At 59.7% G+C, this 16,184-nt stretch carries 14 protein-coding genes and 2 tRNA genes; 12 read left to right on the top strand and 4 right to left on the bottom strand.

What is annotated here, in order from left to right; all coding sequences use genetic code 11:
* Positions 1-46 precede the first annotated feature (46 nt).
* Genes ACCC96_RS04135 through thiO form a run of 7 tightly spaced genes read left to right on the top strand, consistent with a single transcriptional unit; the run spans position 47 to position 6,848 of the window.
* A complete protein-coding gene (locus ACCC96_RS04135) occupies positions 47-520 on the top strand; it encodes a GspH/FimT family pseudopilin (RefSeq protein WP_019650966.1) in 474 nt (157 codons plus the stop codon).
* Positions 517-966 carry a type IV pilus modification protein PilV gene (gene pilV, locus ACCC96_RS04130; protein ID WP_026346003.1) on the top strand — a complete coding sequence of 150 codons (450 nt, stop codon included), beginning with the start codon at positions 517-519 and terminating at the stop codon, positions 964-966. Before ACCC96_RS04135 ends, pilV begins: the two co-directional genes overlap by 4 nt.
* Positions 963-1,676 (top strand): PilW family protein, encoded by a 714-nt coding sequence (locus tag ACCC96_RS04125; RefSeq protein ID WP_019650968.1) that lies wholly within the window; start codon positions 963-965, stop codon positions 1,674-1,676. The genes pilV and ACCC96_RS04125 overlap by 4 nt, the downstream gene beginning before the upstream one ends.
* A gap of 11 nt (positions 1,677-1,687) precedes the next feature.
* Entirely contained in the window at positions 1,688-2,167 is a 480-nt protein-coding gene (locus tag ACCC96_RS04120) for a PilX N-terminal domain-containing pilus assembly protein (RefSeq protein ID WP_086945905.1), read from the top strand.
* Complete coding sequence (locus ACCC96_RS04115; RefSeq protein ID WP_413695066.1) at positions 2,154-5,276, top strand: pilus assembly protein; 3,123 nt, start codon at positions 2,154-2,156, stop codon at positions 5,274-5,276. Before ACCC96_RS04120 ends, ACCC96_RS04115 begins: the two co-directional genes overlap by 14 nt.
* Before the next feature lie 13 nt (positions 5,277-5,289).
* A complete protein-coding gene (locus tag ACCC96_RS04110; protein WP_019581258.1) occupies positions 5,290-5,691 on the top strand; it encodes a type IV pilin protein in 402 nt (133 codons plus the stop codon).
* 56 nt (positions 5,692-5,747) lie between these two features.
* The gene (thiO, locus tag ACCC96_RS04105) at positions 5,748-6,848 is read left to right on the top strand and encodes a glycine oxidase ThiO (RefSeq protein WP_413695065.1); all 1,101 of its coding nucleotides are present in this window, start codon (positions 5,748-5,750) and stop codon (positions 6,846-6,848) included.
* A 19-nt stretch (positions 6,849-6,867) separates the two neighbouring features.
* Here thiO and ACCC96_RS04100 read toward each other — a convergent pair whose 3' ends face one another.
* The 4 genes from ACCC96_RS04100 to ACCC96_RS04085 all read right to left on the bottom strand — a co-directional run bounded on the left by ACCC96_RS04100 (position 6,868) and on the right by ACCC96_RS04085 (position 11,176).
* On the bottom strand, positions 6,868-8,214 hold the full coding sequence (locus tag ACCC96_RS04100) for a sigma-54-dependent transcriptional regulator (RefSeq protein ID WP_413695064.1): 1,347 nt from the start codon (positions 8,212-8,214) through the stop codon (positions 6,868-6,870).
* The gene (locus tag ACCC96_RS04095; RefSeq protein ID WP_413695063.1) at positions 8,211-9,800 is read right to left on the bottom strand and encodes a sensor histidine kinase; all 1,590 of its coding nucleotides are present in this window, start codon (positions 9,798-9,800) and stop codon (positions 8,211-8,213) included. Before ACCC96_RS04095 ends, ACCC96_RS04100 begins: the two co-directional genes overlap by 4 nt.
* Positions 9,790-10,023, bottom strand: a complete 234-nt coding sequence (locus ACCC96_RS04090) for a PP0621 family protein (protein ID WP_007938406.1) — start codon at positions 10,021-10,023, stop codon at positions 9,790-9,792. Before ACCC96_RS04090 ends, ACCC96_RS04095 begins: the two co-directional genes overlap by 11 nt.
* A 136-nt stretch (positions 10,024-10,159) precedes the next feature.
* Positions 10,160-11,176 carry an outer membrane protein assembly factor BamD gene (locus tag ACCC96_RS04085; RefSeq protein WP_413695062.1) on the bottom strand — a complete coding sequence of 339 codons (1,017 nt, stop codon included), beginning with the start codon at positions 11,174-11,176 and terminating at the stop codon, positions 10,160-10,162.
* 151 nt (positions 11,177-11,327) lie between these two features.
* Between ACCC96_RS04085 and rluD the strand changes: the two genes are divergently transcribed.
* The 5 genes from rluD (at position 11,328) to ACCC96_RS04060 (ending at position 16,183) form a co-directional block, all read left to right on the top strand.
* Positions 11,328-12,290, top strand: a complete 963-nt coding sequence (gene rluD / locus ACCC96_RS04080; protein ID WP_007901932.1) for a 23S rRNA pseudouridine(1911/1915/1917) synthase RluD — start codon at positions 11,328-11,330, stop codon at positions 12,288-12,290.
* On the top strand, positions 12,287-13,009 hold the full coding sequence (pgeF, locus tag ACCC96_RS04075; protein ID WP_019650975.1) for a peptidoglycan editing factor PgeF: 723 nt from the start codon (positions 12,287-12,289) through the stop codon (positions 13,007-13,009). The genes rluD and pgeF overlap by 4 nt, the downstream gene beginning before the upstream one ends.
* A gap of 130 nt (positions 13,010-13,139) precedes the next feature.
* On the top strand, positions 13,140-15,704 hold the full coding sequence (gene clpB / locus ACCC96_RS04070; protein ID WP_413695061.1) for an ATP-dependent chaperone ClpB: 2,565 nt from the start codon (positions 13,140-13,142) through the stop codon (positions 15,702-15,704).
* 317 nt (positions 15,705-16,021) lie between these two features.
* Positions 16,022-16,097 (top strand) — tRNA-Asn (locus ACCC96_RS04065).
* 9 nt (positions 16,098-16,106) lie between these two features.
* A tRNA-Pro gene (locus ACCC96_RS04060) sits at positions 16,107-16,183 on the top strand.
* Position 16,184: the final 1 nt, after the last annotated feature.

The following is a 16,184-nucleotide window of genomic DNA, read 5'->3' as shown; positions in this document are numbered from 1 at the left end:
TCTAGCGTGTAGAAGCAGGTATAGCCGACGGCAACGGAGGGCACTGATGGATCATCGTACAAAAGGTTTCACGCTGATCGAGCTGCTGGTCACGCTCGCGGTGTTTCTGATCCTGATTACCCTGGCCGTTCCGGCGTTCACCCGCTCGGTGCAAAGCAACAAGGCCGACACCGAGGTCGGCGACTTGCAACGGGCACTCAATTACGCACGGCTTGAGGCGATTGATCGGGGCCTCACCACTAGGATTCGCCCGACCGCCGGCGGCAGTGTCTGGACCGGCGAGCTGAGCGTTTATGACGGTACTGGCAATCCGGCCAATGTATTGCGGGTTGTTCCAGCGATGAGCAGCGGAGCAACTCTGACGCTAACCTCAGGAGTGACCGCGATTGATTTCAACAATCTCGGCGGTTTGGCGGCGCCGTCCACGGCGGTGGTGATCAGTTATGTGCTGGGGGCGCAAAGCAGGACGCTGAATGTGTGTTTGAACGGACGAATTCTATTGGGTGGAAGTTGCGGATGAGGGGTTGGAGCAAGCGTGCACAGGAGGGCATGACGCTGATCGAGGTATTGGTCGCGTTGTTGGTGCTGGCTGTGGGTCTGTTGGGCGCGGCGGCGATTCAGCTCAATGCGTTGAAGTACACCGACAGCTCGCGGATGACCAGTCAGGCGAGTTTTATCGCCTACGACATGATGGACCGCATCCGCGCCAACTCCGGCGCCGATTACACCGTCACGCCACCGACCTCGGGCAACCTGAGCGTGGCCCGGGATCAGGACCTCTACGACTTCACTACCAATATCATCAATTTCGGCGGCGCCACGGCCACCGGCAGCATCGTCCGCAACCAGCGGGTGTACACCATCACCATTACCTGGGACGACTCCCGGGCCGCCAATATCGCCGATTCGCGCCGCAGTTTCGTCCTCACCAGCCGCGCCACCGTTGATCCGGCGACGACACCATGAACAGAACCAGCAGAGGTTTCGGCCTGATCGAATTGCTGATCGCCCTGGCATTGAGCCTGATCGTGATCCTGGGCGTGGCGCAGATTTTCATCGCGGCCAAAAACACCTACGTCAGCCAGAGCACTGCCGCCGGCATGCAGGAAGATGCACGGTTCGTCCTGAGCAAGATGATTCAGGAAATTCGCATGGTCGGCATGTTCGGTTGTCTGGGTACGATTACCGACGCCAGCTCGGCGGGGGATTTCAATGCAAGCCTGCTCACGCCGATCAGTTGGGACAATGCCAACCTCAAATTGACGCTGGTCACCGCAGATGTCGGCGGCAGTGGCGGAGTGCCGACCTGGACGGTGGTTTCCGACTGTCGAAATACCGCGACGGCCTACACCGGTTTACGCACGCCGGCATCGGGGCAGTTGGCGTTTCCGATCAGGCGGCTGATCTACAGCTTCAGCAACAACCAACTGCTGATGGGCACCGGCACCGGCACGCCGACTCAGGCTGTGCTCATCAATAACGTCAGTGCTTTTGGCGTGAGCTTCGGGCTCGCCAGCTCAGCTACGGATACAGCCGCCTCCAGCTATAGCAGCAATCCGTCCGATCCGGCGCGAATCCGCAGTGTGCGGCTGACGCTGACCCTCACCGACCCGAACAACCGGGTCCGCAATCAAACCTTCAACGTGGTTGCCGCCTTGCGCAACCGGTTGCAATGAGGGGAGGGCCGATGAGTCGTGCACCCATGACATCTCACGCCCAGCGCGGCATGGCGCTGTTGGTCAGCCTGGTGTTTCTCCTGGTGCTGACATTGATCGGTCTCTCGTCGATGCAGAGCGCCACGTTGCAGGAGAAAATGACCAGCAGCGTGATCCTGCGCAACCAGTCGTTCCAGGGCGCGGAAGCGGCGTTGCGGGTCGGTGAAAGCGCGGTGCAACTGAACTCCTACTCATTGCCGGTCTGCAGTGGCACCAGCCAGTGCGCACCGCCGGCCGAGGCGTCGGTCATTACCGCCGCCGGGTTCAACTCCACCTCGGGGGTGAACTGGATCGCCTCCGGTAGCGGCTTTTACGGAGTGCAGAACATTGGCACTACCCTGACTGCCGTGAATGTGCCGAGCAACACGTCGGCAACCCTTTATCGGGTGACCGCCGTGGGCATCGCGGGCAGCTCGCGCAGTGTGGTGGAGAGTATTTATGCGAAGTACTGAGACCCGCACAGGCTGGCGCCGTTGGTTACTGCAGCTGCTCTGCGGCGCGGCCTTGAGCCTTTACCTGGCCGCGCCGACCTACGCCTTCACGCCCTCGGATTCTCCGCTGTTGAGCGCCGCCGCCGTGCCTCCCAATGTGATGCTGCTGCTCGATGACTCGGGGAGTATGAACAACATTATCTGGGCGGCCGGCTTCGACCCGACGGTCGTACGCACCCCGGTGACGATTTGCCTCTCCAATGGTTCGTGCAACAAAGGCCGCGACCTGGACATGACCGATAACAATATCGCCTTGTCGAGTTTGAATCATGGAACATGCTCGAAGGCCGGATGGTACGGTTTTTATAAAAACAGCCTTCTCGGTCTGGATTCGCTTTGCCTGAAGCTTCCCGATCCGGTGGGAAGCGAGGACACGCGGTATACGGCGAATTATTTGTCCTACCTGATCAGCCTGGCCAACAACACTGACCGGGACTTCACCGACGGCTCGATCCCCAACGATTACCGGATGAACGTGGCGCGCAACGTTTCCAAGACGTTGGTGGCCAACAACCGTTCGCTACGCATCGGCCTGTCGACATTCAACCTGGCGGTCGGCAACCATAAGAATGACGGTGGTTACATCGCCCGCTCGATCAGCGATTTGTCGGCGGTCAGCGGCACTGTGACTCAGGCTCAAGCCGATACCAATTACACCTCACTGATCGCCGGGATCGACGAGCTGAGTGCGCAAGCCAATACGCCGCTGGCGGAAGCCTATTACGAGATCACTCGTTATTTCCGTGGCATGGCGCCGTACAACAACTCGACGCCCGACACCTATACCAGTCCGATTCAGTACCGTTGCCAGAAAAACTACGGGGTGGTGATCACCGATGGTCTGCCGACCTACGACCGAACCTTTCCGACCGACGATCCGCTGGGTGGCAGCCGGTTACCGAACTGGGACGGGATCAGCAGTAACGATGGTACCGACCCCTCAGGCGATGATGAGGGCGACACCCTGTACCTGGATGACATTGCCAAGTTCGCCTTCGACATCGACATGCGCTCCACGGGAACCGATGCCACGGGCAAAAGCTGGAACGCCCCGGATTTTCCCAGGCAGTACATGAACACCTATACCGTGGGGTTCACCGCGGCAAACCAGATGTTGGCGGATGCCGCGACCTATGGGCAGGGCAAGTACTATCAGGTAAACGACAGCGCGGGACTTGGCAACGCACTGTCTGCAGCCCTGAGCGACATCACTTCCAAGGCCGGCTCAGGTGGCAGTGGCGTAGCCAGCGGCACGACCCTGACCAGCGACTCGAGATATTTCCAGACCAGTTACGATCCCAAGGACTGGCGGGGTACGATCAAGTCCTTCGGCTTCACGTCGGCGGGCGCGGTTAACACCGCCGCCGTGCTGTGGACGACCGACACCACCATCGTGCCCGGCGCCACCGCGCCGACCTACCAGTCCTGGAACACGCAAACCAACGCGGCGGTCACCCTGGCTTACAGCAATTTCTCTGCGGCGCAGCAGACAGCCCTCAACCAGGGACTGCCCACTGGCATCAACGGCAACGATCTGGTGGAGTGGAGCAAGGGCATCAACAAAACCGGGCTGAAAGTTCGCAGTGTATTGCTCGGCGACATCATCAATTCGCCACTCGTGCTGGCCTCACCCACGGACAAAACCGCGTCCGATCTGGTGGCAGACACCAGCTACAGCACTTACCTGACCACCAAAGCCGCCAACATGAATGCCAGCCTGGTGGTGAATGCCAACGACGGCTTTGTAAACATCATCAACTCGGCCAATGGTGTCAGGCGTTATGCCTACATGCCCTCCAGCGTGCTGCCATCGTTGAACGACATCGCTGATCCCACTTACATCAACGGTGTGAGCCACAAGTTTCTGGTCGATGGCCAGGTCGGCGTGTTCGATGCGCAGCTCAACAGCGCCTGGAAAACCCTGGCGATTGGCGGAACGGGGGCGGGCGGCAGAACCTTTTATGCGCTGCAATTGTTCGACGCATCGGCCGGTAACGAGACTAAGGCACTGTGGGAAGTCAGCGCACCGGCCACGGCCAGTACAGCGAACATTTTCAATGATCTGGGTTATGCCTATGCACGTCCAGAAGTGGCACGCTTGGCTGATGGGCGCTGGGCTGCGTTTATCTCCAACGGCTATGGCAGCAACTCCGGGGTGGCAGCGTTGTATGTGGTGGATATTCGCGACGGCTCGCTGATCAAGAAAATCGTGGTCGACAGTACCGAAACCACCAACGGCCTGTCGTCGGTGAAGCTCAGGGTCAACTCGCAGAATGTGGTGCAGGCGGCCTATGGGGGCGATCTGAAAGGGCGGTTGTGGAAGTTCGATTTGAGTGGCGCCACCCCTGACACCTGGGGCGTGGCGTTTTCCGGCAAGCCGTTGTTCACCACTGCAGGTGGCGCGACCCAGCCGATTACCGCGCAACCGTTGCTGGCGGATCACGTGTTGGGCGGCAAGGAGGTGTTTTTCGGCACCGGCAAATTCAATGAGGTTACCGACAAGACCAACAAGGATCTGCAGGCGTTCTACGCGGTATGGGATGCCGAGGGGGGCGCGGGGCAAATCACCGTTTCCAGTTTGCAGGCGCAGGCGGTGACCGGCGTGTTTTCGGGCAGCACCGGGCAATTCATCACCACCAGCCAGAACGAGGTGACCTACCCGGCCAAGAAAGGCTGGTACTTGCCCCTGGTATACAACAACGTGCTGACGGGGGAGCGGGTGATCTATCAGGCCAGTCTGGTATCGGGGCGAATTGTTTTTACCACGCTCAGTGTGGATACCGTGGACCCCTGTGCCAGCTTCGGCACCGGCAAACTGGTCGAACTCGATGCGTTCAGCGGTAAGATGCTCAATTACGCGGTACTCGACACCAATGCCGACGGGGTGGTCGACGGCAACGACACGATTTCCAGCGGGGTGATCTTCACCGGTGGTATCCCGACCCTGAACGCGGTCGTCAATGACGCAACCCGCAAGATTGTGAATGACTCCGGTGGTGGCGTGACCACTCTGGTGGAAAAATCCGGTGGCGGCAGCGGCCGTCGCATCATGTGGCGACAAATACAGTAAGTGAGAGTGAGGCATGCGCAGATCCAACCGAGGTTTTACCCTGATCGAAATCATGATCGTGATTGCGATCATCGGGATCGTCATCACCATTGGCTATCCGAGCCTCACCGAGTACGTAAAAAAGGGCCGCCGTACTGAAGTCGCCGGGTTGCTTTCCGAGCAGGCGCAGATCCTCGAGCGTTTCTATTCGAAGAATAATGTCTACACCAATGCCACTGGCCTCAGCGCTGGCAATGATTTCTACACCATCACCCCGACCCTGACCGATCAGACCTTCCTGCTGACGGCAACACGCAAGGCCGGTTCGACCATGGCCAGCGACAAGTGCGGTGATTTCACTCTCACCAATACCGGTGTCAGGAGCATGGTCAATGCCGCGTCCGGCCTGGCCACCAAGGATTGCTGGGGTCGCTGAGTTCCTTTTTCGGGCGCCTTTTGCGCCCTCTGTCTATTGAACGGTTGGATCAGAACATGAGCAGTGAACAGCAAGTGGTGATTGTCGGTGGCGGGGTGATTGGCCTGCTGACGGCGTTCAATCTCGCGTCCGAAGTGCAGAGCGTGGTGCTGCTGGACCGCTCGAACGTCGGTCAGGAGTCTTCCTGGGCCGGTGGCGGGATCGTTTCGCCGCTCTACCCATGGCGCTACAGCCCGGCGGTCACTGCACTGGCTCATTGGTCCCAGGATTTTTATCCACAACTGGCCCAGCGTTTGTTCGCTGCCACCGGTGTCGATCCTGAAGTGCACACCACCGGGTTGTACTGGCTGGACCTGGATGACGAGGCCGAAGCACTCGCCTGGGCCGAACGGGAGAACCGTCCGCTGCGGGCTGTGGATATCTCTGCGGCCCACGATGCAGTGCCGGTATTGGGCGCCGGTTTTTCGCGGGCGATCTACATGGCCGATGTGGCCAATGTGCGTAATCCACGGCTGGTGAAGTCCCTCAAGGCCGCCTTGCTGGCGTTGCCGAACGTGACGATCCATGAACAATGCGAGGTCAGCGAATTTATCCGGGAAGGTTCTGTGGTGGTCGGGGTACAGACCTCGATGGGGGCCATTCGGGGTGATGAGGTGGTTTTGACAGCGGGGGCCTGGAGCGGTGACTTGCTGAAAAAGCTGGACCTGGAGCTGCCGGTCGAACCGGTCAAGGGTCAGATGATTCTCTACAAGTGCGCGGCGGATTTCCTGCCGAGCATGGTCCTGGCCAAGGGGCGTTATGCCATTCCCCGGCGCGACGGGCACATCCTGATCGGCAGTACGCTGGAGCATGAGGGCTTCGACAAGACGCCAACCGATACGGCGCTGGAAAGCCTGAAGGCATCGGCGGTGGAATTGATTCCGGCATTGGCGGATGCCGAGGTGGTGGGGCATTGGGCGGGGTTGCGGCCCGGGTCGCCTGAAGGAATCCCCTATATCGGTCGGGTGCCGGGATATGACGGGCTCTGGCTCAACTGCGGGCATTACCGTAACGGGCTGGTGCTGGCGCCGGCGTCATGTCAGTTGTTTGCCGATGTGATGCTGGGGCGGGCGCCGATTATCGACCCTGCGCCGTATGCGCCAGCCGGACGAATCTGACAGAAGAGCTGTTAACGGTTCAATCCAGCCCCAATTTCTTCAGCCTGTAACGCATCGACCGAAATGACAGATTCAATCGCTGGGCCGCCGCCGTGCGGTTCCAGCGGGTTTCTTCCAGGGCCTGGAGGATGAGTTTGCGTTCGACGTTTTCCAGATAGGCTTCCAGATTATCTATCTGTGTCAGGTCTGGCACGCCGCCGTCCGGGTTGCAGTTGCCTTCCGCCAGGCGCAGGTCGCTGGCTTCGATCTGTTTGTTCTCGCACAAGGTGTGAGCCCGTTCGAGCATGTTCTCCAATTCCCGCACGTTTCCAGGAAAGCGATAGTTTTTCAGCGCTTCGAGGGCTTGTGGGTGGAGTTTTGCGGGGGGCTGGCCAGTGCTGGCCGCCAGTCGCTTGAGCATATTGTTGGCCAGAAGCTCAATGTCGTCGCGGCGTTCGCGCAAGGACGGTACTCGCAGCTCGATCACGTTCAGGCGGTAGTACAAGTCCTGGCGAAAGCGTTCGGCGGCGACTTCGGCATCGAGGTCTTTGTGAGTGGCGCAGAGGATGCGCACATCGACCACGGTTTCCTGCTGGCCACCGATGCTGCGAACGGCTTTCTCCTGTATGGCCCGCAGCAGTTTGACCTGCATTGCCAGCGGCAGGTCAGCCACTTCGTCGAGGAACAATGTACCGCCATGGGCGGCCTGGAACAGCCCGGGCTTGTCTTCGATGGCGCCGCTGAAACTGCCTTTGCGATGGCCGAAAAACTCGCTTTCCATCAGTTCTGACGGGATTGCCCCACAGTTTACCGGGACGAACGGTCGGCTGGTGCGCGGGCCTTGGTCGTGGATAAGTCGAGCGACCAGTTCCTTGCCGCTGCCGGACTCGCCACTGATGTAGACCGGGGCTTGGCTGCGGGCCAGTTTGTCGATTTGTTTGCGCAGGTTGCGCATTGGCAGCGAGTCGCCCAGCAGCCGACGGTCGATGCCGCTGCTGGTGCCGCCTGGCGCTGGCAAGCTCAGGGCGCTGATGACCAGTTCGCGCAGACGGGTGAGGTCGACCGGTTTGGTCAGGAAGTCGAAGGCGCCGGCCTTGAGGGCATTTATTGCTGTCTCCAGGCTGCCGTAGGCGGTGATCATCGCCACCGGCACTTGTGCATAGCGCTGCTGGATGTGCTGCACCAGCGCCAGACCGGTGCCGTCAGGCAGGCGCATGTCGGTCAGGCACAGGTCGAACGTATCCCGAGCCAGTAGCGCCTGCGCTTCTGCGAGGTTGCGTGCGCTGAAGGTGTCGAGTTTCATCCGTCCCAGGGTGATTTCCAGGAGTTCGCGGATATCCGGCTCGTCGTCGACGATGAGGATTTTTTGCCGTGGGCTCGTGTTCAACTTTGTTTCCGTCCGTGAGCAAAGGTGATGCGAAAGCAGCCGCCGCCTTGGCGTGATTTGAAGTCTAGGCGGGCTTGATTGCTTTCGCACAGCTCACGGGACAGATAAAGCCCCAGGCCAGTACCCTGGCTGCTGGTGGTGAAGAACGGTTCGAACAGGTGAGTACGCTGGTCCGGTGCAACGCCGGGGCCATCGTCCAGGACTTCCAGGGTCGGCAACTGGCTGTCCGGGTCGACAAACAACTCGAGCCAGGCCTGCGCCCGATCATGCTTGAGGGCGCTATGGCGCCAGGCATTGCGCAACAGGTTATCGAGAATCTGGGTCAGCTGATCCGGATCCATCAGGGTTTTGAAGTCTCCCGAACCGATGCGCAGGTGAATCTGCTGATGTTCTTTCGAGCCTTCGCGGGTTTCGGCGACGAAATGCTCCAGCCACGGCTTCAAATCGAGCCGTTGCGGCACGGTTTGCTGACGACGGGACAATTGCAGGACGTTTTCGATTACCCGATTCATGCGCTGAGAGTGGTCTTGAATAATCTGCGTCAGACGCCGGTCCGCACCGTTCAGTTCCTCGGATTCCTGCAGTAACTGCGCGGCATGACTAATGGCGCCCAGTGGATTGCGGATCTCATGGGCAATCCCGGCGGTCAGGCGACCTAAGGCCGCGAGTTTCAGTTGTTGGGCCTGTTGGGCGATTTGGGCGAGGTCTTCGAGAAAAACCAGCGTCTGGTGGTGCGGGCTTTGGTCCAGGGCAATGAAGCTTGGTTGCAGCTCGAGGCCGTTGCTGGCGATCTGCAGGCTTTGCGGGCGCAACGTTGGATTGTTGAGCCACAGTTGGAGCCGCTCGACCAACGGTGTCGAGTAATCGTCGATCAACTGGCCGTCCAGTTTTTCCTGCCCCAGCAAGGTCAAGGCGCTGTGATTGGCCAGTTGCACCCGCCGCTGGTTGTCGAGCACCAGAATGCCCGTGCGCATGCGTTGCAGGATCAGTGCGTTGAGGGCTTCGAGACCGAGCACTTCACTGGCCCGCTGTTCGGCCAGGGTTTCGCTGACCTCCAATCGTCGGGTCAAGCCCTGCACCAGCAGCGCCGCGGCAAAACACAGGGCGCCGAGGGTGCCGATTTGCAGGTAATCGCTGGGGCTGGCGGGGTGGTTGAAGCTCAGGATGAAGCTCAAACCCACAATGCCAAGGGCACCGACCGCTGCGATCAGCAGACCGAAACGCCCGCGCAGCAAGGTATTGCTGATGGCCACTGAGACGATCAGCAAATTGCCGATGGCACTGGCCATGCCGCCTGCGGCATAGAACAGGCCGCACAGCAGCAGGACATCGACCAGCGCCAGGCCGAACAGCTGCGCGGGGCGCCGGGTGTTCCCCAGAAAGACCACCAGCAGGATATTCAGCACCAGGTACAACCAGCTGCCGTTGCGCAGCAGGTCGTCATTGGCGAACTTCAGCAACTGGTTGTCCATGTTGCTGGAGATCAACAGCACCAGGGTGATGCCGACGCTTAAGCGGTAGAGGTGATAGAGGCGCAGCAGTCGCTGGGCCTGTTTGTTGCCTGGGCTGGGCGTCTCAGCGATCACTGGAGCCCGGGCCTTGCTCAAGGTGAGCCTGGCTGCAATACCACTGTTGTTCGAGTTTCAACGCGCGGTCGCGGGGCAGGTGTACGCCGCAATGAGCACAGCGAACCATGGGCGGAGCATCTTGCTCGCGCGGCATATTGGCGACCGACGTCGGGCCCTTGAACTTGCGCCAGAACCATACGGCAGCGGCAATCAGGGCGATCCAGAACAATAGACGAAGCATGGTGAGCTGCTTTTTGATTAATGAATTGGCAGTTTAGCCAAGGACGGGTCAAGCGCACAGCGCAATACGCTCACCCTAAAGTCCGGCAATAAAAAAGGCGCCTCGAAAGGCGCCTTCCCGGTACAACATCCCCGCGTCAGTCGAACAGGCCGAAGGTCATGTGACTGAACCAGGAACGGTCGGTGTTGCTGGACTCGGGTTCCGGTTCTTCGATCGCATCGCCGTTTTCATCTTTAGGCTTGAGCTCGTTCGGAATCGCGTCCTTGGCATCCTGGAACTGCTTCTGCACGTCCTGGTTGGCGCGGGTTTCGCCCGGCGGCAGTGGCGGACGGGATTCGATCAGGCCCAGGGTGGCCTTGCTCAGCCACGAACGGTTGTCGGCTTCGGCTACCCTCGGCACAAACTGACCGTCCACCAGGCTTGGGTGGTTCGGGTAGTTGAGTTTCAGGGTTTCGAGGCTGGTCGCGGCCAGTTCGTCCAGGTGCAGACGCTGGTAGGCTTCGGTCATCACCGCCAGGCCGTCACCGACCGATGGGGTTTCCTGGAAGTTTTCCACCACGTAACGACCACGGTTGGCGGCGGCAACGTAGGCCTGACGGGTCAGGTAGTAGTCGGCAACGTGGATTTCGTAGGCCGCCAGCAGGTTGCGCAGGTAAATCATGCGCTGCTTGGCGTCCGGCGCGTAGCGGCTGTTCGGGTAGCGGCTGGTCAGCTGGGCGAACTCGTTGTAGGAGTCGCGGGCAGCGCCCGGGTCACGCTTGGTCATGTCCAGTGGCAGGAAGCGCGCCAGCAGGCCGACGTCCTGGTCAAAAGAGGTCAGACCCTTGAGGTAGTAGGCGTAATCGACGTTCGGGTGCTGCGGGTGCAGACGAATGAATCGCTCGGCGGCGGACTTCGCAGCCTCAGGCTCGGAGTTCTTGTAGTTGGCGTAGATGAGCTCGAGTTGAGCCTGATCGGCATAGCGACCGAACGGATAACGCGACTCCAGGGCCTTCAGCTTGGCTGTGGCGGCGGTGTAGCTATTGTTGTCCAGATCGTGCTGAGCCTGCTGGTACAGCTCGACTTCGCTCAGGTTTTCGTCTACGACTTCCTTCGATGAGCAAGCAGCGGTCAATGCGAGGATGGCGATCAGCAGCAGGTGTTTCACTTGCATGGCGGCTTGCGTCCCTATGACGGCCGCTGTCTTGGGCGGGGCCGTCCTGTTATGATGAGTGCCCCGTTGAAAAGCCTCGGGGCAAAAGACGCCGTATTTAACCACAAGCGCGCAGCCGAAACCAAAGGCTGTGCCGACGCCTAGTCTGAGCATGTCCGATAAAATTGAACTTCGCGCAGAGGTGCCGTCCGAATTGGGCGGCCAACGCCTCGATCAAGTCGCCGCACAATTATTCGCTGAGCACTCGCGCTCGCGCCTTTCCGCCTGGATCAAAGACGGCCGCCTGACTGTGGATGGGGCGGTTATCCGCCCGCGAGACATCGTTCACGGTGGCGCCATTCTTGAACTGACTGCCGAGCAGGAAGCTCAGGGCGAATGGATCGCTCAAGACATTGAGCTGGACATCGTCTATGAAGACGACGACATCCTGGTGATCAACAAGCCCGCGGGCCTGGTGGTGCATCCGGCCGCCGGTCACGCCGACGGCACCTTGCTCAACGCCTTGCTGCACCACGTGCCGGACATCATCAATGTGCCCCGCGCCGGTATCGTGCATCGCCTGGACAAGGACACCACCGGTCTGATGGTGGTGGCCAAGACCATTCAGGCGCAGACACAGCTGGTCACGCAATTGCAGAGCCGCAGCGTCAGCCGGATCTATGAGTGCATCGTAATCGGTGTGGTGACGGCCGGCGGCAAGATCAACGCACCGATCGGTCGTCACGGCCAGCAGCGCCAGCGCATGGCGGTGATGGAAGGTGGCAAGCAAGCCGTCAGTCACTACCGCGTGCTCGAGCGTTTCCGCTCCCACACTCACGTGCGGGTGAAGCTGGAAACCGGTCGTACGCACCAGATTCGCGTGCACATGGCGCACATCAACTACCCGTTGGTCGGAGATCCTGCCTACGGCGGTCGTTTCCGTATTCCACCGGCCGCCAGCGTGACCATGGTCGAATCCCTGAAGAATTTCCCGCGTCAGGCGCTGCATGCGCGGTTCCTGGAGCTGGATCATCCGACCACCGGTAAACGCATGAGCTGGGAATCGCCACTGCCGGATGACTTCGTCTGGTTGCTGTCGCTGCTCAAGCAAGACCGCGAGGCGTTCATCGGATGACCTGGCTGACGCCTGACTGGCCCGCGCCGGCCAGCGTCAAAGCCTGCGTTACCACCCGTGCGGGCGGCGTCAGTCTGGCGCCGTTCGACAGCCTCAACCTGGGCGATCATGTCGACGACAGCCCTGAAGCTGTCGCCGAAAACCGCCGTCGCCTCACCGATCGTTTCTCGATTCAACCGGCCTGGTTGCAACAGGTTCACGGCATTGTCGTGGCCCAAGCGGACCCAAACCTGGTAGCCACTGCCGACGCCAGCTGGACGGCAACACCCGGTATTGCTTGCACAGCTATGACCGCCGACTGCCTTCCTGCGCTGTTTTGCGACCGTGCCGGCACCCGCGTCGCTGCCGCCCATGCCGGTTGGCGCGGGCTGGCGGCGGGTGTGCTGGAAGCGACCCTCGACAGTCTGGCTGTACCGCCCGAAGACGTGCTGGTCTGGCTCGGCCCGGCCATAGGCCCTCAAGCCTTTGAAGTCGGCCCGGAAGTGCGCGAAACCTTCGTCCAGCAATTGCCTGAAGCCGCCCAAGCCTTCGTGCCGAGCCAGAATGCCGGCAAGTTCATGGCCGACATCTATGAGCTGGCGCGTTTACGTCTGGCCGCTCGCGGGGTTACCGCTGTTTATGGCGGCGGATTCTGTACCGTGACTGATCCTCGCTTCTTTTCTTACCGCCGCAGTCCACGCACCGGCAGGTTTGCCTCTCTGATCTGGCTCGAACGCTAGACTTCTCTGATCTACATCAACTGCACGACGCTTGAATCTCCCAGAATCGACCACATCTATAGCGGTATCTGGCAGGTTTCTTTATTCGGGATGTTTATAGGTCCGGCCTGCTCAAAAGGAAGGTGAACCCATGCGTATAGACCGTTTAACCAGCAAGCTGCAGTTAGCCCTGTCCGACGCCCAGTCCCTGGCTGTCGGCCTCGATCATCCGGCCATTGAACCGGCGCACTTGATGCAAGCCATGCTTGAGCAGCAGGGTGGTTCGATCAAGCCTCTGCTGATGCAGGTGGGTTTCGACGTCAACAGCCTGCGTAAAGAGCTGACCAAAGCGCTCGATCAGCTGCCGAAAATCCAGAACCCGACCGGCGACGTGAACATGTCGCAGGATCTGGCGCGTCTACTGAACCAGGCCGATCGCCTGGCCCAGCAGAAGGGCGACCAATTCATCTCCAGCGAACTGGTGCTGCTCGCCGCGATGGACGAAAACAGCAAGCTCGGCAAATTGCTGCTCGGACAGGGCGTGAGCAAGAAAGCCCTGGAAAATGCGATCAACAACCTGCGCGGCGGTGACGCAGTCAATGACGCCAACCACGAAGAATCGCGTCAGGCGCTGGATAAATACACCATCGACCTGACCAAGCGCGCCGAAGAGGGCAAGCTCGATCCGGTGATTGGCCGTGACGACGAAATTCGCCGCACCATTCAGGTTCTGCAACGCCGCACCAAGAACAACCCGGTGCTGATCGGTGAGCCTGGCGTGGGTAAAACCGCGATCGCCGAAGGCCTGGCCCAGCGCATCATCAACGGTGAAGTGCCCGATGGCCTGAGAGGCAAGCGCCTGTTGTCCCTGGACATGGGGGCGCTGATTGCCGGTGCCAAATACCGTGGCGAATTCGAAGAGCGCCTCAAGTCTCTGCTCAATGAACTGTCGAAGCAGGAAGGGCAGATCATTCTGTTCATCGACGAATTGCACACCATGGTCGGTGCCGGCAAGGGCGAAGGCTCGATGGACGCCGGCAACATGCTCAAGCCTGCATTGGCTCGCGGTGAGCTGCATTGCGTCGGCGCGACCACGCTCAACGAGTATCGCCAATATATAGAGAAGGACGCGGCTCTCGAGCGGCGCTTCCAGAAAGTCCTGGTGGACGAGCCGAGCGAAGAAGACACCATCGCCATCCTGCGTGGCCTTAAAGAGCGTTACGAGGTTCACCACAAGGTGGCGATCACCGACGGCGCAATCATCGCCGCGGCCAAGCTCAGTCATCGCTACATCACTGACCGCCAACTGCCGGACAAGGCCATCGACCTGATCGACGAAGCCGCCAGCCGCATCCGCATGGAAATCGACTCCAAGCCGGAAGTGCTGGACCGTCTGGAGCGTCGCCTGATTCAGCTGAAGGTGGAATCCCAGGCGCTGAAGAAAGAAAGCGACGACGCGGCGAAGAAACGTCTGGAAAAACTGCAGGAAGAAATAGCCCGTCACGAGCGCGAGTATTCGGACCTCGAAGAAATCTGGAACTCGGAAAAAGCCGAAGTCCATGGTTCGGCGCAGATCCAGCAGAAAATCGAACAGTCCCGTCAGGAACTGGAAGCCGCACGCCGTAAAGGCGATCTGAACCGCATGGCCGAGCTGCAATACGGGGTGATCCCGGACCTGGAGCGCAGCCTGCAAATGGTCGACCAGCACGGCAAAAGCGAAAACCAGTTGTTGCGCAGCAAGGTGACTGAAGAAGAGATCGCTGAAGTCGTGTCGAAGTGGACCGGCATCCCCGTGGCGAAAATGCTCGAGGGCGAGCGCGAAAAACTGATGAAGATGGAAAGCCTGTTGCACCAACGTGTGATCGGTCAGGACGAAGCAGTGATCGCCGTCTCCAACGCAGTACGGCGTTCCCGTGCCGGGTTGTCCGATCCGAATCGCCCGAGCGGTTCGTTCATGTTCCTCGGCCCGACCGGTGTCGGTAAAACCGAGTTGTGCAAGGCGCTGGCCGAGTTCCTCTTTGACACTGAAGAGGCGATGGTGCGGATCGACATGTCCGAATTCATGGAGAAACATTCCGTGGCTCGCCTGATTGGCGCGCCACCGGGATATGTGGGCTATGAAGAGGGCGGTTACCTGACTGAGGCGGTGCGTCGCAAGCCTTACTCGGTGATCCTCCTGGATGAGGTCGAGAAGGCCCACCCGGACGTGTTCAACATCTTGCTTCAAGTGCTCGAAGATGGCCGTTTGACCGACAGCCATGGCCGCACGGTGGATTTCAAAAATACCGTGATCGTCATGACCTCCAACCTCGGTTCGGTGCAGATCCAGGAACTGATAGGGGATCGCGAAGCGCAGCGCGCAGCGGTGATGGATGCGATTTCCACGCACTTCCGGCCGGAGTTCATCAACCGGGTCGACGAAGTGGTGATCTTCGAGCCGCTGGCTCGGGATCAGATCGCCGGCATTACCGAGATCCAGTTGGGTCGCCTGCGCAGCCGCCTGACCGAGCGCGAGCTGAAGCTTGAGCTGAGTCCGGAAGCGATGGATAAGCTGATCGCCGTCGGTTACGACCCGGTCTATGGCGCACGGCCGCTCAAACGGGCGATCCAGCGCTGGATCGAGAACCCGCTGGCACAGCTGATTCTATCGGGTCGTTTCATGCCCGGAGAGACCGCCAAAGGTGTGGTGGAGCACGACGAAATCGTCTTTGTCTGATCCCCAGTGGCAACAAAATGAAAGAGGCCTCGCATTGCGAGGCCTTTTTTTCGATAGGCTGTTGAACTCAAAGGAAAATGCTTGTAAAGTGCGCCCCGCAGTAAGTCACCCCGAGAGGGTTTCTGCTCCCCAAGCAGGAATCTGAAATAAGTTGCAAATCATTAACTTGAAAGCAATTTAGGGGGTTGACAGAGGTGCTTAAGATTGTAGAATAGCGCGCCTCAGACACACGAACGCAGCGATGCGAACGGGTCGAAGAGGTGAAGCATGCTTCACAGTTGTAAATTGAAATACCAGTTGTAATTGAAATATGTAGTTCCGTGATAGCTCAGTCGGTAGAGCAAATGACTGTTAATCATTGGGTCCCAGGTTCGAGTCCTGGTCACGGAGCCAATTTCAAACCGGGGTATAGCGCAGTCCGGTAGCGCGCCTGCTTTGGGAGCAGGATGTCAGGAGTTCGAATCCCCTTACCCCGACCAT

This window comes from Pseudomonas sp. Pseusp11 (assembly GCF_047304405.1).
In the GTDB taxonomy this organism is placed as follows: domain Bacteria; phylum Pseudomonadota; class Gammaproteobacteria; order Pseudomonadales; family Pseudomonadaceae; genus Aquipseudomonas.
The sequence above is the reverse complement of the archived record's forward strand: the minus strand, read 5'-3'. Positions and strand labels throughout refer to the sequence as shown.